Source organism: Stenotrophomonas sp. CCNWLW162 (assembly GCF_037203745.1).
Taxonomy (GTDB): Bacteria; Pseudomonadota; Gammaproteobacteria; order Xanthomonadales; family Xanthomonadaceae; genus Stenotrophomonas; species Stenotrophomonas maltophilia_AQ.
In genome coordinates, this window is sequence record NZ_JBBCBL010000003.1 from 411,049 (window position 1) to 430,838 (window position 19,790).

Sequence of the window (19,790 nt, forward strand, 5' to 3'; positions counted from 1 at the left end):
CAAGGCCGCTGCCCTCATCGCATGGACCCGATCATGAACAAGCCCGCCGCACGGATCTCCGCCCTGTCGTTGTCGCTGATGCTGCTGGCCGGCTGTGCCACCACCAGCCTGACCAGTGCACCCGAATCGCCGGCCCAGAGCCAGGCGCTGGCGCTGATCGAACAGGGCAAGCCGCGCGACGCCGCACTGCAGCTGGAAGCCCTGGCTGCAACCCTGCGCGGCGGTGCCCGCAGCAACGCGCTGGCCGACGCGGCCTGGGCCTGGAACCTGGCCGGCGACAGCGCCCGCGCGCGCAGCCTGCTGGGCCAGCTCACCGCCCGCCAGCTGACCGGCGCCAGCCTGCAGCGCTACCAGCTGACCGGCGCCGAGCTGGCGCTGGCCGACAAGCAACCGGCGCAGGCACTGGCACTGCTGAAGGACCATGCCGACAGCGTTGCGGTCGGCCTGCGCACGCGCTGGCTGCTGGCCCGCGCCCAGGCCCTGCAGGGCACCGGCGATGCCTTCGGTGCCGCCAACGAGCGGGCCCGCGCCCATGCCAGCCTGACCGGCAGCGCGCGCAGCGAGAACCAGGCTGCAATCTCCGGCCTGCTCGGCACCCTCGACGATGCCACCCTGCGCAGCCGTGCCGCCGCACTGCCGGCCAACGATCCGCTGTACAACTTCGCCGGCCGCGCGCTGATCGCGCGTGGCCTGCCGCTGCCGCGCCCGTTCGACCGCGATGGCGCCGCCCAGTTCGATACCAGCAAGCGCCCGCCGGCGATGAGCGACGGCTACCGTCCGCCGGCCAAACTGGCGGTGCTGCTGCCGCTCAGTGGTCGCCTGGCCACCGCCGCGCAGCCGGTACGTGATGGCCTGCTGGCCGCTTACTACGGCGAGACCCGCCGTCGCCCGGAGATCAATTTCATCGACACCGCCGGTACCGCGGCCGGTGCGCTGGCCGCGTATGACAAGGCCGTCGCCTCCGGTGTCGACTTCGTGGTCGGTCCGCTGGGCCGCGACGAGGTGGACGCGGTGTATGGCCGCCAGCAGCTGCAGGTACCGGTGCTGGCACTGAACCGTGGCAAGGATGCGCCGCCGGCCGGCAGCGCCGGTTTCTCGCTGGCACCGGAAGACGACGGCATCGTCGCCGCCGAGTACCTGCGTGGCCGCGAACGCAACCGCGCACTGGTGATCAGCAGCAATGACGATACCGGCCGCCGTTCCGCCGCTGCCTTCGCACAGCGTTTTGCCCAGCGCGGCGGCCAGGTCGTGGCGACCTTCAACGTCAGCGATGCCGTCGGTGATGTCGGCGCGCAGGTGCGCAATGCCGGCCAGGTCGACGCCGTGTTCCTTGCCGTGCGCGCGCCGCAGGCCCGCCTGCTGGCGCCGCAGCTGGCGCTGGCCGGTGCCGGTGGCGCCACCCGCGTCGGCACCTCGCAGTTGACGGTCGGCAGCGGCAAGGTGGAAGAAGACGTGGCGCTGGACGGCATCGTCTACCCGAACGAAGCCTGGAACGTACGCAGCGTGTCCGGCCTGCCTTCGGCCAGCCAGGTGGCCAGCACCCTGCCGAGCGCGCGCGGTGCGGCTGGCCGCCTGTTCGCCTTCGGTGCCGATGCCTGGAAGATCACCGCCTACCTGGACAAGCTGTCCAACGAAGGCGGCCTGGACGGTGCCACCGGTACCCTGTTCCTGGACAGCAACGGCAACATCCTGCGCCAACCGGCGTGGTCCACCTTCAATGGCGGCCGGCCGATGCCGATCGTCGGTGGTCGCTGAGCGCAGCCAACGTGGCTCGGCGGTGGAAGCCGCCGCCGAGCAGCATCTGCAGCAGGCTGGGTTGCGGCCGCGTGCGCGCAACGTGCGTTATCGCGGCGGTGAACTGGATCTGGTGATGGATGACGCCGGCACCGTGGTCTTCGTGGAAGTGCGCTACCGCGCGCGATCGGATTTCGGTGGCGGCGCCGCTTCGGTGGATGCGCGCAAGTGCCGGCGCCTGGCGCATGCCGCGCAGCTGTACCTGCAGGACAACCCGGCGCTGGCCAATGCGCCCTGCCGTTTTGATGTGGTTGAAGCCACGGGCGAGCCGCCGCAGCTGCGGTGGCTGCGTGATGCGTTCCGGCTGGATGACTGCTGATGGGTACCGTCCGCTCTGGTAGAGGCCGACCTTGGTCGGCGCTTCTGTGCCAACCAAGGTTGGCACCTACCAGAGCGCAGCCTGGCCGGCACTACCACGGTGCGTGACTGATGCCTTCGATCATCACCCACGCAGCCGTGCCGCTGGCGCTGTGGTGCGCCGCTGATCGTGGCCGCATCCCGCCGCGACTGCTGGCGGCCGGTGTGGTCGCGGCAATGCTGCCCGATGCCGATGTACTGGCCTTTGCACTGCACATTCCCTATGCCGATGCGTTCGGCCATCGCGGGGCCAGCCATTCGTTGCTGTTTGCCTGCGCGCTGGCCATATTGGCGGCGTTATTGCTGAACCTTGGTAGAGGCCGACCTTGGTCGGCACCCCGCAGCTCCGGTAGTCGCCGACCTTGGTCGGCGGTTTCGTGCCAACCAAGGTTGGCATCTACCGTGCAAGCGGCGGTGTTCGTCTTCGTGTGCGCCGCCAGCCATCCGCTGCTGGATGCGTTGACCTCCGGCGGCCTTGGCGTTGCGCTGGCCTGGCCCTGGAGCGAACACCGCTTCTTCGCACCGTGGCGGCCGATCCGCGTTTCACCGTTTGCCCCGCAGTTCTTCAGCGCGCGCGGCCTGGCCACCCTGCTCTCCGAACTGCGCTGGGTGTGGCTGCCGCTGGCCGGCGCTGTCATCGCCTGGAAACTGATTCACCCCGCCCCCGCTGCCCCACGAGATCTGTCATGAGTACTGCCCTGCCCTCCGCATTGGTTGCCGAACTGTCCGCCCTGCTGGGCAGCGACGGCTGGCGCATGGATGACGGCGCACTGGAGGCGAATGCGCAGGACAACTCGTGGCGCCACCAGCGCCCGGCTGCGGTGGCACTGCCGGCGGATATCGAACAGGTGCAGGCGCTGGTGCGTGCCTGCCGCGTGCATGGCGTGGCCTTGGTCGCGCGCGGTGCGGGTACCGGCACCACCGGCGCCGCTGTGCCAGTGCCCGGCAGCATCGTGCTGTCGTTCACCCGCATGGACCGCATCCTCGAGATCCGCGCCGGTGACCGCTGCGCGGCGGTGCAGCCGGGCGTGCTCAACGGAACGCTGCAGCAGGCACTGGCACCGCACGGCCTGTTCTGGGCACCCGATCCTTCCAGCGCCGAGATCTGCAGCATCGGCGGCAACCTGGCGTGCAATGCCGGCGGCCCGCGCGCGGTGAAGTACGGCACCAGCCGCGACAACGTGCTGGGCCTGGTGGCGGTGACCGGTACCGGCGAGGTAATCCGCTGCGGTGGCGCCTACACCAAGGACGCCACCGGTTACGACCTGACCCACCTGCTGGTGGGCAGTGAAGGCACGCTGGCGCTGATCGTGGAAGCCACGCTGAAGCTGACCCCGTTGCCGGTCAGCCAGGCTGGCCTGCGCGTGCTGTACCGCGATGCCGATGCCGCCGCCGCTGCCGTGTCGCGGCTGATGTCGCAGCCGGTCGTTCCCACGCGCTTGGAATTCATGGACGCACGCAGCCTGGAGCTGTTGCGCCTCAACGGTGCCGACGTACCCGACGCTGGCGCGATGCTGTTGGTCGAGGCCGATGGTGACCACGACACCCTGCCCTACCTGCTGCAGGCACTGGCCAACGCCGCCGAAGGCGACGGCATGATCGAACTGGATGTGGCGATGGAAGGCCGCGCGCGCGACCAGCTGTGGGCCGCGCGCAAGGCGTTGTCCCCGGCACTGCGGACCGTCGCGCCGGGCAAGATCAATGAGGACGTGGTGGTACCGGTATCGCGCATCCCCGATCTGGTGGCTGGCGTGCAGGTACTGGCCCACGACTATTCGCTGACCATCGTCACCTTCGGCCATGCCGGCAACGGCAACCTGCACGTCAACATCCTCTACCACCCGGACGATGCCGACGAGAACGCACGCGCGCATGCGGCGCTGCCGAAGATCTTCGAGCTGACGCTGGCGCTGGGTGGCACGCTGTCGGGCGAACACGGCATCGGCCTGGCCAAGCGTGATTTCATGGCAAAGGCGTTCACCACGGAAACGCTGGCGGCGATGCGCGCGATCAAGGCCGCGCTGGACCCGGATGGCATCCTCAACCCGGGCAAGGTGCTGCCGCCGGCATAGGGAATCACGAGGGAATCACGACGGTGGAAGTGCGCCGGTAGCGCCGTCGCCGGCAAGATCAATCAGCAACTGCCGGAAGCTGGGCAACAGCACGCGGTTGCCATGGCCGCTCAGGTGATCGTTGTCGAAGAACAGCGGTTCACCGTCCTGCACGGCCGAGCAGGTATCCGGCCCGCACAGCAGCGGCAGCGGATCCCACACGGTCAATGACGGGTAACGCGCGGCCAGCTCGGCCAGCAGTGCCATCTGCGGTGCACGCAGCATCTGCAGATCCGCGCGCGACATGCTCAGGCCACCGGCGCACGCCGGATTGCTACGGTTGAACCAGTCCGAGCAGCGATAGGCCCCGGCCTTGAACAGCGGCAGCGGTGCATCAATGACCATGTGCACGCCCAACCGCTGCAGGCGGCCCAGCACACGCTCGGCTTCATCACGTGCCGCCTGCGCATGCGCGGGCGTGCGTTCGGCCAGCAATTGCCGGTAGACGTCCTGCTCATCCTTGTGCTGCCAATCGAACCCTCGCAGCTCCGGCATGCGCAGCACCGCCAGCAACACGATGTCACCAGGGCGCGCGTCGCGTTCGATGGCCGACAGGCTGTCCTCGATGAAGTCCTGGCAGTCGGCCGGGCTGGCCCGCAGCAGATTGACGAAGCTGCAGCCGCCGCGATCCTCCTGGCGGATCTCCATTCCGGTCTGCCGCGCGACCATGCTGGTCATCGTGCGGTAGGCCGCCGCATGCGAGTCGCCCACAACAAACAGGCGTCGCCCTTCAAGCGCCGGTGCGCCCACCGGCTCCAGCGGTCGCCACGCCGGGTAGCGACGCGCCTGCCATGCGTAGCCATCACGTGTGACGCTGAGCGAGATCTGCTCGTGGTACTCCACCGTCGCCCAGGCACCGGCGCCGCACAGCGCCACCACCGGCAGCGCCATCGCCAGCACCTTCGCCGGCGCCAGCCGCAACAGCGGCAGGGCGCTGCGCAGCGGACGTTCGACGTAATGGTAGGAAGCGGCCGACACGGCCAGCAGCAGCACCGGGTACAGCCACAGCGCAGCGCCCTGCAGCCCGTAGGTCCAGCGCAGCAGCACCAGCAGTGGCCAATGCCACAGGTACAGCGAATACGACAGGCGCCCCAGGTACGACAGCGGTGCCCAGCCCAGGGCGCGGCCGACCCGCGATTGGCCATGCCCCGCTACCGCCGCCAACAGCAGCAGAGTACCGACCACTGTCGCCAGCACACCCGGCACCGGCATCGCCAGTTGCGGCGCGACAAGTACGCCCGCCAGCAGCAGCGCCAGGCCGGGCAGTGCGAGCGCATCCTCGCGCTTGCCGGGACCGCGCGCGCTCATCCACTGGTACAACAGCGCACCGGCCGCCAGTTCCCAGAACCGCGACGGCAGCAGGTAGAACGCCGCCGCCGGGGCGGCCTGCGCCTGCCAGGCCGCCCACGCCAGCGACAACACCGTGAGCGCCGGCAACAGCACACGCGACCACGGCCAGCGGTCGCGGCCGCGCAACCAGACGAAGAACAGCAGCGGGAACACCAGGTAGAACTGCTCCTCCACGCCCAGTGTCCAGGTGTGCAGGAACGGATTGAGTTCGGCGCCGGGCGAGAAGTAGTCATCCTGCTGGCCGGCCAGTACCACGTTGCTGAAACCCACCAGCGCCGCCCAACCGGTCTGGTCGAACTGCTCGTTGCGCCAGGCGCGGGGAATGAACAGCGCCGACAGCACGAAGGTGGCCATCAGCATCACCAGCAACGCCGGCAACAGGCGCAGCACGCGGCGCCGGTAGAAATCGAGCAGCAGCGCGCCCAGTGGCGCGCCTGCACGCGATGCCAGCGACTGGCTGATCACGAAGCCGGAGACCACGAAGAACAGGTCCACGCCGGTGAAACCACCGGGCAGCCACGCCGCATTCGCATGGAAGACGATGACGGCCAGCACGGCCAGTGCACGCAGGCCATCGATGGCAGCGTTGTGGGAGCGTTCGGGGTGAGGCATGCGGGCGACCGTCAGCGAGCGATCGGGCAGCATGACCAGCGCTGGCGCAGTCATTCAATGGACAATCGCGACAGACGCGGACATCGTTCATGTCCGATCCCAACTCAGCACGATGATAGAGCCGAGCCATGCTCGGCGGTTCTGCAGCCAGATCGCCTGGGGTCAGAGCCCATTGCCATGCAATGGGCTCTGACTCCGGCGTCGTGGGTTACCAGGCCATGCGCAGGCCCACCTGGCCGCCCACGTTGCGGTAGCCGTGATCGCCGCGTTGCACGGTCATGCCGCCCCATGCGCCCCAGCGCTGGCCCAGCTTCAGCTCGGCGCCGGCCTGTACCTCATAGCGGTTGCGCGGTACCTCCGCGCCCAGCGTCTCACCGTTGAACTGCGACGCGCTGGTGCCGCTGCCACGCAGCCAGTTCACGCCAATGTACGGCTGCACCACACTGCCCGCCGCAGTGCCTCCACCGAACACGCGCACGCCCACGCGTCCGTTCAGTCCGCCGGCATCGGCACGATCAATCACCGTGCCGTTGTGCTCCACATGACGGTCGGCGCGGAACTCCGCGTACGACAACTGCAGCTGCGGCTGCAGGTACAGCTGGCTCGATTCCCCCTGCCACACATTGAAGGTGTAGCCGGCCTCCAGCGACGCGCTGGTCGTGCGCGAATCGTACTGCTCCGGCTCCAGGCCCACGCCCCGCACCCGGTTGTCGAAACGGCCGTACTGCACGTTCGCATCCACATAGGCGCCGTGAGTGCCCTCGGCGTCCTGCAACCAGGTGCCATAAACACCCAGCGCAGTGCCACGCACGCGGCCGGTAGCGGTGTAGCCGGTCAGATCCGAAACGACGCGGTTGTCGGCACGGCCGCTACCCAGCATCACCCCGAAGGCGGCGCTGCCCCGACGCAGCAGGTCGCTGCCGATCTGCAGTACCGACGTATTGCCGTCCGCCGACAGCTGACCACCCACCGCAGTGAAATCTGCATTGCTGCGACCTACGCGCGCCCACGCAGTGCGCTCGCTGCCGATGGCGCCGGTGCGCTCATGCATGCGGTGGGCAAACATGCTGATGGCCGCCGACTGGTTGGCCAGGTAGGCGCCAGCCTCGGGGCGCAGCACCGGCGGCGGCCGGATCGGGTCCACCGGCCCCACGCCCTCGCCACCGCCCCCGCCCTCACCCGGGTCCGGGCCCGGGCCCGGATCAACCGCACAGCCCGGCGCCGCCGGATCGTCCTGGCACACATCGAACCACTGCGAACGCAGGTACCAGTTGCCATCGGAAGGATCGGCAAGACCGCCCTGGAACAGGAAGTACTCGTACGAACCTCCCACCGCGCGTCCGGCCAGCGCGTAGCGCGCCAGTGATGCACCGTCCACTTCGATCAGCTGGATGCCGTCCACCGTAGGTGCGCCCACTCCGCCGATGTTGTTGACCACGATGCTTGCATCACCCGAGGTATCCCCCCGCACATGCAGGCGATCGATCGCGCTGTCATCGCCCGCCAGTGCGCCCTGGAACAGGAAGGACGCACCTTCGCTGTGCAGGTCGCCGTCTACGGTGAGCGTGTTGAAGCGGCCGCTGCCGTCGGACAACGCCAGCCCGCTGTTGAGCACCTGCAGTTCACCCAACGTGGCGTCACCGGCCAGCGTCCACTGGCTACCGCTTTCGATCGCCATCGTCTGCACAAGATTGGACGAACCCTGCCACAGTGAACCATCGGCCAGGCGCACGTGCACGTCCGACTGCGGCACCAGCCCGGCGTCCTCGTCCTCGGGCGTGGTGACGATGTCGCCCACCATCTGCGAATGCCCTTCCAGCACCACGTCGAAGCGCCCGGCCACCGCCGCATCCAGTGCCAGGCCGATGCCGTTGCCACCGGATACCCGCGTGCCGTTGGACAGGGTCAGGCCCGCGTCACGGCTGCTGCGCAGCCACACACCGCCATGCTGTGCACTGACCAGCGAGCCGCCGTCGATACGCATGCGGCCGTTGTCATTGATCACCGCGGCCCACGCGCCTTCGCCTTCGGTGCGAACGTGGGTGTTGGTCAGCGTCATCTCGCCGGCTCCACCGGACAACACGCCGTGCGAGTTGACGCCGGTGGTGCGCACCACGCTGTCGGCCAAGTGCACGGTACCACCCAGGCGCGCGATGGCGCCGATGGCGCCGGGGCCTTCGGTAAGAATATCGGTGCTGTTGGCCGTAACCAGCGGGTCGGGCCCAGCGGCGCCTTCAGCATACAGACCGTGACCATTCTGGCCGAGGGTTCGCAGTCGGCTGGCGGTAACCTCGGCGGTACCGCCCAGCACCGAAATCGCCTGCCAGTAGGTGCCGTCAGAGGTGATGGTCGAACCCTCGACTGTCAGATCACCGTCGTGCACCAGAATGCCCACGCCGCTGCGGGTGGTGACCGATGAACCAACCACCCGCGCCACGGCATCGCGCTGGTTCATGTTGATGCCGGTCGAAACGCTGTCGAGGTGACTGTCCTGCAGGGTCAGGTCAGCGCCTTCGGTCATATGGATGCCGTGGTGACCGGACAGCTCCACGCCCACCAGCCGCAGCACCCCGCCACCACCGGTGGCGAAGCTGACGGCACTGGCATTGCCACCGCGCGCATGTACGCTGCCACCGTGCATCTCAAGCTCTCCTACCACCAGAAGACCCGCACCCGAACGTTCGTGGGTGAGATGGATGTCCACGTTCTCCAGCACCACGTTGCTGCCCAGCCCCACCAGCACGCCCGATGCACCCGCGCCAGTGCCATCGATCCGCACCGAGCTCAGCCTGACGTCGCTGCTGCCTTCGGCCCAGAGCCCGTGCCCGCTACCACCTACCTCGATGTGGACGCCCTCTGCCTGGAGGGTCCCGCCAGCAATCTCCACGCCGTGGGATCCGCTGCCATGGACGGCGATGGTGCTGTCGCGGACCTGCGCTTCTCCGCCGCGTACGGCTACGCCATGCGACAGCCCGCCACGGGTCACGATCTCCGCGCGCTCAAGTTCGATGCGGCCAGCGAGCGCTTCGGCACCGTGTGCGGTACTGCCCGCCGTCTCGATGCGCGCGCCGATCGCCTGCACATGCCCCCCAGCGGATGCTGACAGACCTGCTGCACCATAGCCGGTCGTCGAAACCTGCCCACCGTTGAGCTGGATGCTGCTGCCCACGCCTTCGGCCCGTGCAGCGGCAGCGCGCAGACCTTCGGTACGCAGATTGACCTCGCCGGTGGGAACAATCGTGCCGCCATTGATCGAATGGAACACATAACCCGCCGGATTGCCGGGCTCCACCGGTTCGGTAGTCGCGTAGTCGCCTGCCGCCGGAACCTGTTCGTCACCATCAGCGATTACCTGCTGCGCCATAGCGACAGACGGAACCAGCGTGGTGGAGAGCGCCATGGCAAGCAGGTGGCGGCGGGGAAGCGTGGGACGCATGCAGGTGGCTCCAATGGAAGGGCCCCACCTTAGAAACGCGTCGCAACTGCGCCCATCGAATAGCTTGCAAATCCGTTGCACCGCAGCTGCTCGGGCCCGCGTCGCCTGCGATGAACAGTGGCCAACCCGATCGGCAGCCTGATCCGGCCTTTACAACAAATTGCATGGGCTGAAGCCAGCGTCCCGCCCAGAATTCGTGCCGATCAAGACATGAACCGGCGAATTCAGCTCATCCCAACCGCTTCACATGAACGCCCAAAAAAAGCGCTTACGTGAACGAATGGATGGGCGAATTCGGCGCAGACGCACTTGCGCACGATGCGGAACTCAATCGCCGCCTCGGCCGATGCCCGCGTCAATCGGGCCCTGCAATCCACTTCTGCCATGAGGACCTACCCATGCGTCACCGCTACAGCATTTCCCAACCCAAGCTGCTGCCACTGGTCCATGGCTTGTTGGCCGCACTGGCTCTGGCTCCTTCTACGGCGGCGTTTGCAGGTGACCTGGACGGAACTGCCGCCTTCGTGCATCCGGGCGATGCCGTCGAGGAGTGGACGTTGAAGAACGACGCATTTCTGGCCGTGCAGGACGCTGAGACGCAGACCATCAGCGCCGATACCTCCCGAATCAACGCCTTCCGCACCACGATCAGCCGCAGCGGCATACATCAGCACGCCGTGGCACTTTACGGCACGGCCTTGTTCCAGTCCGAGGGAAGCACGCTCCGCGGCGGTGGCGTCCTCGTCAGCGGAGCGTCAATGGCGCACATGATCGGAAATCGTGTGCTGGTGACCGCTGAAGATGGTCTGTCACCCACTGAAGCACTCAGCATCGGTCTCTCGATGGGTGGCACGCCGGCCGGCCCGCCGCTGCCCGGTGCATCGGCCATCATCGACTCCACCTATATGCGCGTGGAAGACACCGCCGCCGGCAGCGACATTGCCAGTGGGCTGGGCGTGCGCATGCAGAATGGCAAGGTAAGCATCGTCAACGGATCGCGCATCGACGCGGACAACGTGGGCGTACTAATGATGGGCACGTTCCGCACGCCAGACACCCTGCAGTTGGTGGTTGATGGCTCCACGATCTCGTCTGGCCGCGGCGCCGCCATCCGTGTGGCGGCCGACCAGCCTGCGGACTTCGTCATCAACGTCAGCAATGGCGCCCAGCTGCTGGGCGGCAACGGCAATCTGCTGCAGGTCGATTCCCGCAGCGGCAGCGCCACACCCGGTGCCAGCCACGTAACGTTCAACGTGGATGATGCGCGGCTTGCGGGCAATGTCAGCTTCGACGCCGCCACGGTCGATGGCAGCCTGGACGTCACCCTGCGTAACAAGGCGCAGATCGACGGCCGCTTCATCAACGTCACCAGTGCCAGCATAGACAGCGACAGCACCTGGCTGATGACCGGCGACAGCAACGTCGGCCACCTCGCCCTGGGCAGCACCGGTACCGTGGCACTGGGCAATGCCAGTACGTTCAACACCCTTGCCGTCGACAGCTTCGACGGCGCGGGCGGCACCCTGCTGTTCAACACCCAGCTGGGCGATGACAGCTCAGCAACAGACAAGCTGGTGATCACCGGCGATGCCAACGGCCAAGCCAACGTGCGCGTGCTCAATGCCGGCGGCGCTGGCGCCCAGACCGAGCACGGCATCGAGCTGATCGATATCGGTGGTGCGTCCAACGCGCAGTTCGATCTGGTCGGCCGCGCCGTGGGTGGGCAGTACGAGTACTTCCTGGTGAAGGATGCCAACGGCAACTGGTACCTGCGCTCACAAACCGGTGCCGGTCCGGATCCGTGCGTGGTCGATCCCACCCTGCCCGAGTGCACGCCGATTGATCCGGTTGATCCGGTTGATCCGGTTGACCCGGTGGATCCGCCGCCGCCGGTACTGCGCCCGGAAGCAGGCGCGTACCTGGCCAATCAGTTCGCGCTGGACCAGCTGCTGCGCCACGGCTGGCGCGACCGCCAGGGCGGCAGCACCGCTGCCATCGACGGCGTGCGCGGCTGGGCCCAGGTGGATGCCACGCAGAGCAAGCTCGGTGCGGTGCAAGACCAGCTCGACCTGCGCGTGGACCGCTCGCGCCTGCAGCTGGGTGCGGACATCGGCGTGTTCGACAACGGCCGTGGCCGCGTCGGTGTGATGGGTACCGCTGCACGCAGCAGCGCCACCTCGCGCTCGGACGTGACCGGCTACAGCGCACGCGGCAAGGTGGAGGGCGGCGCACTGGGCGTGTACGGCAACTGGGCCAACGACGCCATGTACGTGGATGCCAGCGTGCAGCGTGGTCAGTTCCGCAACCGCGTGCAGGGTGAAGGCCTGGCCGAGGAGCGTTACAACTCGGACATCTGGCAAAGCTCGCTGGAAGCGGGTTATCGCTTCAACATCGGCCAGATCGGCAGCACGGCGCTGAGCCTGCAGCCGGAACTGCAGCTGGTCTACACCGATGCAAAGACCGACGTGCATACCGAAGCCAACGGCACCGTGGTGCGTGCAGCGGGCAACAGCGGCCTGTCCGGTCGTGCCGGCCTGCGCCTGCAGGGTGCATCGCGCTCGGCGGTGGGTGCCTCGGTCAGACCGTATCTGGCGGCCAACTGGTACCGCGATGGTGCCGGTAATGGCATCGCCTTCGACGACGAAGTGCTGAAGGCCGGCATCCCGCGCAACCGCTATGAACTGAGCGCGGGCGCGCGCGTGGACTTCCGTTCCGGGCTGAGCGCATGGGGCGGGTTTGGCGTGATGCGCGGTGACCACGGCTACCGCGAAGCGACGGCGAACCTGAGCGTGGCTTACACGTGGTGATCTGCTTTCAGTAGCACCGCGCCATGCTCGGCTTCTCTTCGGTCCGACGCCCCTCACCGCAAGCAGCACCGGCACGGCGCCTCATGCCGCCGCGTGCCGTGCTGCTGTCCGGGGGCTGAACCTGCATCACCCCCGACCGTGGCTTTACAACAAGTTGCATGGGACTGGCCAAAGCGCATGACGAAAATGTAGCCATAAGAGACATCTGCTAGCGTAATTCCCACCAATTTCATATTTCATTCACATGCTCTCGACCTATACCCAACGTCGATGTCGAGAAGCAGACCCGGAAGCGCGCAGTTGCACCAGCCTTTTCCATCTGACAGGACAGCCGCATGTGCTACGCCAATAACTCCCGCGACAATCCGCGCCTTCCCCTCGCCCAGGCCGTACTGCTGGCCATCACCGCATTCGCAGCAGGTTCTGTCGAGGCGGGCGACCTGGACAATCAGAACGCCACCGTCGTTGCCGGTGACCCGGCAGAAGCATGGACACTGGTCAATGAGTCGAACCTGATCGGGCAGAACGCACAGATGAACCAGATCACCGCCGGCAGCGACTCGACGGTGACCCTGGAGGGCGGTCGTGTTAGCAGCACAGGCACAGGGGCAAACACGGTCTCGTTATCGGGTGGTGCACGCCTCATCAGCAATGGCACTGACTTCTACGGCGGCAGCGTCTCGCTGCATGGAGGCAACAGCCAAGCCCATTTGACCGGCGGAAAGATCACGGTGCCCGCTGGGACTGCAGGTGGTCCCACGCCAACCGCAGGCGTCGATATCGTCGCGCGTGTTGGCGATCGCGCTGGATATGCTTTGCTGGATGCCATGCAGGTGCATGTCGAGGCATCGAATGATCCTACCGTTCCCGCCTACAACACCGGCAATGGCGTTCGTGTCCAGTATGGCAGCATGGACCTCGTCAACGGCTCGCGGATTTTCGGCGAGAACGCAGGCGTCCTTCTATGGGGCTACGATCCGGTCGGCGGCAGCGTCGATCTGGGCATCGACAATTCGACCGTCCAATCGGGCAAGGGCGCTGCCATCCATGTCATGCCGCTGACTGCCAGTGACTACAACATCCTTGTGGCCAACAACTCCACACTGCTTGGCGGCGACGGCAATCTGTTGCTCGTATCCAGTCTCGCAGGACCGATTTCCAGCCGCACCGATGTCCAGTTCACCGTTGACGACTCGCGCCTGGCCGGCAATGTGCACCTCGATCCGACCACGGCAACCACTGCCACGCTGGACGTCACCCTGCGCAACAAAGCCCAGATCGACGGCCGCTTCATCAACGTCACCAGTGCCGATATTGATGGCGACAGCATCTGGCTGATGACCGGTGACAGCAACGTCGGCCACCTCGCCCTGGGCAGCACCGGTACCGTGGCACTGGGCAATGCCAGCACGTTCAACACCCTTGCCGTCGACAGCTTCGATGGCGCGGGAGGCACCCTGCTGTTCAACACCCAGCTGGGTGACGACAGCTCGCTGACCGACAAGCTGGTGATCGCCGGCGATGCCAACGGCCAGGCCAATGTGCGCGTGCTCAACGCCGGCGGTGCCGGTGCGAAGACTGATCGCGGCATCGAGCTGATCGACATCGACGGTGCATCCAATGCGCAGTTCGATCTGGTCGGCCGCGCCGTGGGCGGGCAGTATGAGTACTTCCTGGTGAAGGACGCCAACGGCAACTGGTACCTGCGTTCGGAACTGGGCGGCGCGCCGGACCCGTGCCTGGCCGACCCGACCCTGCCCGAGTGCACGCCGGTGGACCCGGTGGACCCGATCGAGCCGCCGTTGCCGATCCTGCGCCCGGAAACCGGTGCGTACCTGGCCAACCAGTTCGCGCTGGACCAGATGCTGCGCCACACTTGGCGCGACCGCCAGGGCGGCGCCGCTGCGGTGGATGGCATCCGCGGCTGGGCGCGTGTTGACGCTACGCAGAGCAAGTTCGGTGCGGTGGATGACCAGCTCGACCTGCGCGTGGACCGCTCGCGCCTGCAACTGGGTGCGGACGTGGGCGTGTTCGACAACGGCCGTGGCCGCATCGGCGTAATGGGTACCGCTGCACGCAGCAGCGCCACCTCGCGTTCGGACGTGACTGGTTTCAGCGCGCGGGGCAAGGTGGAAGGTGGCGCACTGGGCGTGTATGGCAATTGGGCCAACGACGCCATGTACGTGGATGCCAGCGTGCAGCGCGGCCAGTTCCGCAATCGCGTGCAGGGTGAAGGCCTGGCCGAGGAGCGTTACGACTCGGACATCTGGCAAAGCTCGCTGGAAGCGGGTTATCGCTTCAATATCGGCCAGATCGGCAGCACCGCATTGAGCCTGCAGCCGGAACTGCAGCTGGTGTACACCGATGCAAAGACCGACGTGCATACCGAAGCCAACGGCACCGTGGTGCGTGCAGCGGGCAACAGCGGCCTGTCCGGTCGTGCTGGCCTGCGCCTGCAGGGTGAAGGCCACTCGGCGGCGGGTGCCTCGGTCAGCCCGTATCTGGCGGCCAACTGGTACCGCGATGGCACCGGCAAGGGCATCGCCTTCGACGACGAAGTGCTGAAGGCCGGCATCCCGCGCAACCGCTATGAACTGAGCGCGGGTGCGCGCGTGGAATTCCGTTCCGGCTTCAGTGCCTGGGGCGGGTTTGGCGTGATGCGCGGTGACAGTGGCTACCGCGAAGCCACGGCGAACCTGAGCGTTGCCTACACGTGGTGATGTAAACACGAACGGCGCCGGAGAGATCCGGCGCCGTTCTGCTTTCTGCTTTCTGTAGCGCCGAGCATGCGCTCGGCGCTACAACAAATGTCGCAACTGGCACGCGCGGGCGTGCTCGACTTCGCCCAGCGCATGCGATACGCGTCTGCAACGTTTTCGAAATTGAAACTTTTCTGATTGGTATAGCAGCACCTGCGTGCACGTCATGGCGCGCCACCGACAACGGGTGGCACGGGCTTGCAATCCCGTTTGGCAACTTTGTTGTTTACGCTTGCCTGTCGGCGTCGCTCTTTCCTTGTTGGGCGGCGTCGGCAGGCAATCCGTCCGTGCCCTATGGCGGGCGGTGCGTGGGGGCCTCGTGCCCGCCGGCGTTTCGCAGAGTTGCCACCGGTATTGCAACCACGCACCGTCCGCCGCCCTCGCCCAACGCGAGGGCGGCCCCTTGCTTCACACTCAAGGACGCCGCCATGACTTCTTCGCTCTATCCCTATCTGTTCGCCACACTGGGCGACGCCGTCGAACGCCTGCCGGATGATCTGGCCAAAGCACTGGAAACCACATTGGGCAGCACGATGCGCGCCCATGCCGACGAAGGCATCACCCTGCTCGGCTGCCTGCAGCGCATCCGCCACGTGGACGCCGCCGACGGCCAACCGTGGCCGGACAAAGGTCGCAAGTGCTTCGGCTTCGCGATGGCGCGCATCGACCGCGCCAATGCCGGGCTGACCTTGCTGCTGGAACTGCTGCACGCCATCGAGCGCGTGCGCGTGGACGGCGATGCCGACCAGCAGGTGGGCGATGACGTGCGCGAAGGGCTGCTGCTGGCCTGCCGTGGGCTGGCCGAGTATGTGGATGTGCAGTTGCGGGTGGCGTGATGCAGCTTCCGCGGCACCTCGGCCACGCCAATCCCTGTCCCTGGCTCAGGGATTGGCGTCGAACAGCACGGTCATGTCTCCTTCCCAGCGCGAGCCCGGTGTCTTCACCATCTCCAGCACCGCGTCACGCCCGGCGGTGAAGCGCAGGGTCGAACGGCGCTGCATCAGGTAGCCATCGGGCGTGAAGCGCGGTGCCTGACCGTCATCGGCCAGCAGTACGGTGTTCTGCGCCGGACGACCATCGCGCAGGTTGTTCATGCCCGGAAGGGTGACGTCCACCTCCACCGGCACCTGCTTGTCCGCCTGCGGATCATGAATGCCGCACTGGTCGCCGACGTGGTGCTGGCAGCGCAGCTTCATGCTGAAGTCCATCGACGTGGTCAGATGAAACGGCAGCTCCTGGCGCAGCCTCGCCGGAGCAGTGCCATGATCGATCCAGGGCGACCAGCCCCCTTCGGGCGCCAACTGTACGCGCGGCGCTTCGGTGGCGAAGCGCACCTGGAAATCGTGGATCACATCGAACACGAAGTTCATGCGCACGGCCTCGACACCGGTGATGTTGTCGCCCAGATCGATGTCGGCCCCGGCGCCGCCGGTGGTCCAGGTTTCCTGGGCCACGTAGCGGCCGTCCTGCAGCGTCATTGCATTGGGCAGGTTGACGTGGATGCCGAGCCCCACGTTCCTGTAGGAGTAGGTGCGGGCATACCGCGTGTTGGTGCTGTAGCACTCGGTGGGGCTGGCTGGCGTCCGCCCCGCCCAACCACCCAGCGAAAATCCAACCCCACCGGCGCCGCGGATGGCCGTGCAACCTCCACTGACGCCGTGGTACCAGGGATCGGCGCCACCACCGAAGTTGATGCGCATGGACAGCGCCGCAAAGCTGATGGTCGCCTCGAAGGTGCGTCCGCTCGACATCTCCTGCAGGGTGATCGTACGCGGCGGCGGGAAGCGGATGTAGGTGGTATCACGCCTTGATGTGTCGTCGCTCGGCCCTTCCTTGCGCCAGTACTCGCGGTTGCCGAGATCGAAGATATAGGCCCCGTTTCTATCGCATTCGGCCGGCCTCCAGTTGCAGAAGCTGCCCCGGGGTGTCGTGTTGCGGAATGCGGTATCGCCCGGATCCAGGGCGTTGGGCCTGAATTCACCGGTGACGTTGACGTCCACCACCTGTGCGGTGGCAGGCAGCGCCGCCATTACGGCCAGCAACGGGAACAGCCGGATGCCAATAGTCATGCTTTAGACCTGCCTGGTTCGTCGGAACAATGGGCTAGTGCGCGACCACCGACGGCGGACAACCGATGCCGCCCACCATCAGTACATCGCCTTCGCGCGGGTGACGGCCCTCCTCCATGGTCAGCACACAGCTGATCCGGTTCGGATAGCGCAACTCGACCACCGGCGCGCGTGCGCTGAGTTCAAGGGTGAAGAAGCCTTCTTCCTGGCTGACGCTGCGGCCGACGTGGTTGATCACCTGCACCCCGCGGATGCCGTTGCCATCGGCATCCAGTACCTGCCCCATCACGGTGAAGGTGCGCAGTACATCCACCGTGGTATGCACCACGCCGCCCTTGTTGAGGTGGTAGCTGATGGTCGACGGCTGCAGGGCCGCCGCAGGTGCGTGCCGGCCGTGGAAGTCGAACTGCACCTGTCCCGCACGATAGGCGGTGACCGGAACGAAGTTGCGTCCCGGGCGCAGCTGCACGCCACCGCCACGACTGTCGTCGGCACGCAACGTGATATCGCGGAAGTCACTGCGCACGTCGACGATGATGCCGGTGTCCACGCTGCCGCTGCGTCCTTGGCCCAGCACGGCAGCATGTCCTCCCCCGATCACCACGGTGCTGTCCAGGTTGGCGCTGCCGCCAACGTGGCCAGAACTGGCACCGCGATACAGCTGCACATCGCCTTCCAGCAGTGGACTCTGCAGATAGGCACCGGCGCCCGCGCCAATGCCGCTGCGTTCAGCTGTGACCATGCCATTGACGCTGCGCAGGATCTTCCCATCCACACGCTGGGTGGCGACCGCGGTGACGTAGCCGTCGCGCTGGCCGGCTTCGCCGGTCCGGCTGCCCAGGCTGCCGCTGTAGCTGCGACGCTCGCTGCCGAGAGACACGCTGACGGTCAGATCGATGCCGCGCTGGCGGCGATAGTGGGTGAAGCGGCTGCCCGGACGGTCGTAGGCCGAGACACGCCAGTTGACGTCATGCCTGCCGAACAGGGTTTCGCGGCGACCGTAGGACACGTCGATGCCGGTGCCACGGGTGAGGCCGGAACTGCGGGCCACGCGCAGGCTCGCATTGTCGCGGTGACTGAAGCGATGGGTGATCGATACGGCCGTGGTGTCCTGCCAGCCTCCCCGGGTTTCCCAACGTGGCGGAGCACCCTCGCTGGCGGGCAGCCGATGACGCTGCTCTGCCCAGCTGCGCGCGTGGTTGGCGACCACCGAACCGGCACGGTAGCGATACAGTCCCTGCAGATCCACGCCGCGCCCTGCATCGCTGGAGGTGTAGAAATTGGTGTAGGCGCTGAAGCGATCACTGGCCTGCCAGTCCATCGACAGGCCGGTGGCGCGGCGCGTGCCGATCTGCTGCACGGTGGCACCGGCCACTGCGCGCGGGTGCAGCAGGTAGTTGACCACCGCACCGGCGGCGATCTCGCCTTCCTGCATTGAACGATCGCTGTCGAGCAGGCTGCGCTGCTGGCCGGCGAACGCGCTGTAGCGCCAGCGCCGGGTGGGATCGCGCCAACGGCTGGGTTTGTGGATCGAGGCGGTTTCGCGCGAGGCCTCCTGCCCGTCTTCAATGACCCGCAGTACCACGTCGTAGATGCCGCCTGGCAGGCGACGCGTGTCGATCTCCTGCACGCCCGGCTTCACGGCCTGTGTGGCCAGCAGGTTGCCGTCGCGCAGAATCTCCACCACACCGTCGCGGTTGGCGGTGACATAGACCGGATAGACGCTGGCGCTGCGCGTGTCGGCCAGCAGTACATCCGACGAACCGAACATCACTCCCAGTGCGGTGTCATTCTGCGTACCAGGCGCGCGTGGCTGGCGGATGATGCCCTCGAACGTGGGCAGGAAATAGCCCGCGCGGACGAAATGATCGCCGAGCTCGCGTTGTGCATACAACGCACTGAGATAGTGCTCCGTGCTGCCGGGTTGGGCGTAGTACTGGTAGCTGCCAACCGTGCTCCACAGACCGATGCTGCCACTCAGTTCAGCGCTGTAGCGTGCGCTGGCCGGCTGGTCCTGGCCGCCATGCACGGCCAGGCTGTTACGTACGATCAAGCCGTGGCTGCCGGACGCCGGCAGGGCAATGTTGCGTTGTTCCGCACTGGCAGTTGCCGGCGTCAACAGGCTCAGCAGCGAATTGGCCAGACTGTAGTGCAGCGCGGCCAGGCCACGGCACTGCGGCGCGCATATGCCAAGCGGCAGCGGTTCGGCCAGCTGCTCGGCCCAGCGCGTGCGCTCGCTCTGCGGCCATGGGCTGTCGATGCTTTCGACGAAGCCGATCAGCTGTACGCGGTTGTCTTCATGCAGCAGTACTTCGGCGTCGCCCAGGTACTGCCCTTCCAGTTCCACGCGCACGGTCAGCGGATTGCCGAACAGATGCTCGCGGAACTCCGCAGGCATGCGGTCGCGCTGCTCCAGCAGGCTGACCTGTGCGTCTGGCACGCCTGCGGTCGCCTGCGCCGAGGCAGCAGCAAGCATGGCGGCAATGGCAACAGCC

At 66.8% G+C, this 19,790-nt stretch carries 11 protein-coding genes; 7 read left to right on the forward strand and 4 right to left on the reverse strand.

All coding sequences use genetic code 11. The features are described from left to right. Window positions 1–33 precede the first annotated feature (33 nt). The 4 genes from V9K93_RS10715 to V9K93_RS10730 all read left to right on the forward strand — a co-directional run bounded on the left by V9K93_RS10715 (window position 34) and on the right by V9K93_RS10730 (window position 4,223). Window positions 34–1,755, forward strand: a complete 1,722-nt coding sequence (locus V9K93_RS10715; protein ID WP_046982692.1) for a penicillin-binding protein activator — start codon at window positions 34–36, stop codon at window positions 1,753–1,755. Further along, the gene (locus tag V9K93_RS10720) at window positions 1,745–2,113 is read left to right on the forward strand and encodes a YraN family protein (RefSeq protein WP_211195200.1); all 369 of its coding nucleotides are present in this window, start codon (window positions 1,745–1,747) and stop codon (window positions 2,111–2,113) included. The genes V9K93_RS10715 and V9K93_RS10720 overlap by 11 nt, the downstream gene beginning before the upstream one ends. A 110-nt stretch (window positions 2,114–2,223) precedes the next feature. Beyond that, window positions 2,224–2,841 carry a metal-dependent hydrolase gene (locus V9K93_RS10725; RefSeq protein WP_337302532.1) on the forward strand — a complete coding sequence of 206 codons (618 nt, stop codon included), beginning with the start codon at window positions 2,224–2,226 and terminating at the stop codon, window positions 2,839–2,841. Further along, complete coding sequence (locus tag V9K93_RS10730) at window positions 2,838–4,223, forward strand: FAD-binding oxidoreductase (RefSeq protein ID WP_337302533.1); 1,386 nt, start codon at window positions 2,838–2,840, stop codon at window positions 4,221–4,223. The genes V9K93_RS10725 and V9K93_RS10730 overlap by 4 nt, the downstream gene beginning before the upstream one ends. Before the next feature lie 15 nt (window positions 4,224–4,238). On the opposite strand, the gene V9K93_RS10735 is transcribed toward V9K93_RS10730, so the two are convergent. Together V9K93_RS10735 and V9K93_RS10740 are read right to left on the reverse strand one after the other, a co-directional pair. Further along, window positions 4,239–6,278, reverse strand: coding sequence for an acyltransferase family protein (locus V9K93_RS10735; RefSeq protein ID WP_337302534.1), 2,040 nt, complete (start codon window positions 6,276–6,278; stop codon window positions 4,239–4,241). A gap of 154 nt (window positions 6,279–6,432) precedes the next feature. Beyond that, window positions 6,433–9,660 carry an autotransporter family protein gene (locus tag V9K93_RS10740; protein ID WP_337302535.1) on the reverse strand — a complete coding sequence of 1,076 codons (3,228 nt, stop codon included), beginning with the start codon at window positions 9,658–9,660 and terminating at the stop codon, window positions 6,433–6,435. Window positions 9,661–10,058: 398 nt separating this feature from the next. Here V9K93_RS10740 and V9K93_RS10745 point away from each other — a divergent pair, with 398 nt between their 5' ends. The 3 genes from V9K93_RS10745 (at window position 10,059) to V9K93_RS10755 (ending at window position 16,062) form a co-directional block, all read left to right on the forward strand. Next, window positions 10,059–12,467, forward strand: a complete 2,409-nt coding sequence (locus V9K93_RS10745; protein ID WP_337302536.1) for an autotransporter family protein — start codon at window positions 10,059–10,061, stop codon at window positions 12,465–12,467. A 335-nt stretch (window positions 12,468–12,802) separates the two neighbouring features. Beyond that, window positions 12,803–15,187 (forward strand): autotransporter family protein, encoded by a 2,385-nt coding sequence (locus V9K93_RS10750; protein WP_337302537.1) that lies wholly within the window; start codon window positions 12,803–12,805, stop codon window positions 15,185–15,187. A gap of 467 nt (window positions 15,188–15,654) precedes the next feature. Then, entirely contained in the window at window positions 15,655–16,062 is a 408-nt protein-coding gene (locus V9K93_RS10755) for a hypothetical protein (protein WP_248151343.1), read from the forward strand. 45 nt (window positions 16,063–16,107) lie between these two features. On the opposite strand, the gene V9K93_RS10760 is transcribed toward V9K93_RS10755, so the two are convergent. Both V9K93_RS10760 and V9K93_RS10765 read right to left on the reverse strand, forming a co-directional pair. Beyond that, entirely contained in the window at window positions 16,108–17,295 is a 1,188-nt protein-coding gene (locus V9K93_RS10760) for a hypothetical protein (protein ID WP_337302538.1), read from the reverse strand. A gap of 34 nt (window positions 17,296–17,329) precedes the next feature. Beyond that, on the reverse strand, window positions 17,330–19,771 hold the full coding sequence (locus V9K93_RS10765) for a TcfC E-set like domain-containing protein (RefSeq protein ID WP_337302539.1): 2,442 nt from the start codon (window positions 19,769–19,771) through the stop codon (window positions 17,330–17,332). Between the last annotated feature and the right edge of the window lie 19 nt (window positions 19,772–19,790).

What these genes read in the sequence shown, in the direction of transcription:
- V9K93_RS10715 (WP_046982692.1), top strand. Translation starts at nt 34, where the DNA reads ATGAACAAGCCCGCCGCACGGATCTCCGCCCTGTCGTTGTCGCTGATG.
- V9K93_RS10725 (WP_337302532.1), top strand. Translation starts at nt 2,224, where the DNA reads ATGCCTTCGATCATCACCCACGCAGCCGTGCCGCTGGCGCTGTGGTGC.
- V9K93_RS10730 (WP_337302533.1), top strand. Translation starts at nt 2,838, where the DNA reads ATGAGTACTGCCCTGCCCTCCGCATTGGTTGCCGAACTGTCCGCCCTG.
- V9K93_RS10735 (WP_337302534.1), bottom strand. Translation starts at nt 6,278, where the DNA reads ATGACTGCGCCAGCGCTGGTCATGCTGCCCGATCGCTCGCTGACGGTC.
- V9K93_RS10740 (WP_337302535.1), bottom strand. Translation starts at nt 9,660, where the DNA reads ATGCGTCCCACGCTTCCCCGCCGCCACCTGCTTGCCATGGCGCTCTCC.
- V9K93_RS10745 (WP_337302536.1), top strand. Translation starts at nt 10,059, where the DNA reads ATGCGTCACCGCTACAGCATTTCCCAACCCAAGCTGCTGCCACTGGTC.
- V9K93_RS10750 (WP_337302537.1), top strand. Translation starts at nt 12,803, where the DNA reads ATGTGCTACGCCAATAACTCCCGCGACAATCCGCGCCTTCCCCTCGCC.
- V9K93_RS10755 (WP_248151343.1), top strand. Translation starts at nt 15,655, where the DNA reads ATGACTTCTTCGCTCTATCCCTATCTGTTCGCCACACTGGGCGACGCC.
- V9K93_RS10760 (WP_337302538.1), bottom strand. Translation starts at nt 17,295, where the DNA reads ATGACTATTGGCATCCGGCTGTTCCCGTTGCTGGCCGTAATGGCGGCG.
- V9K93_RS10765 (WP_337302539.1), bottom strand. Translation starts at nt 19,771, where the DNA reads ATGCTTGCTGCTGCCTCGGCGCAGGCGACCGCAGGCGTGCCAGACGCA.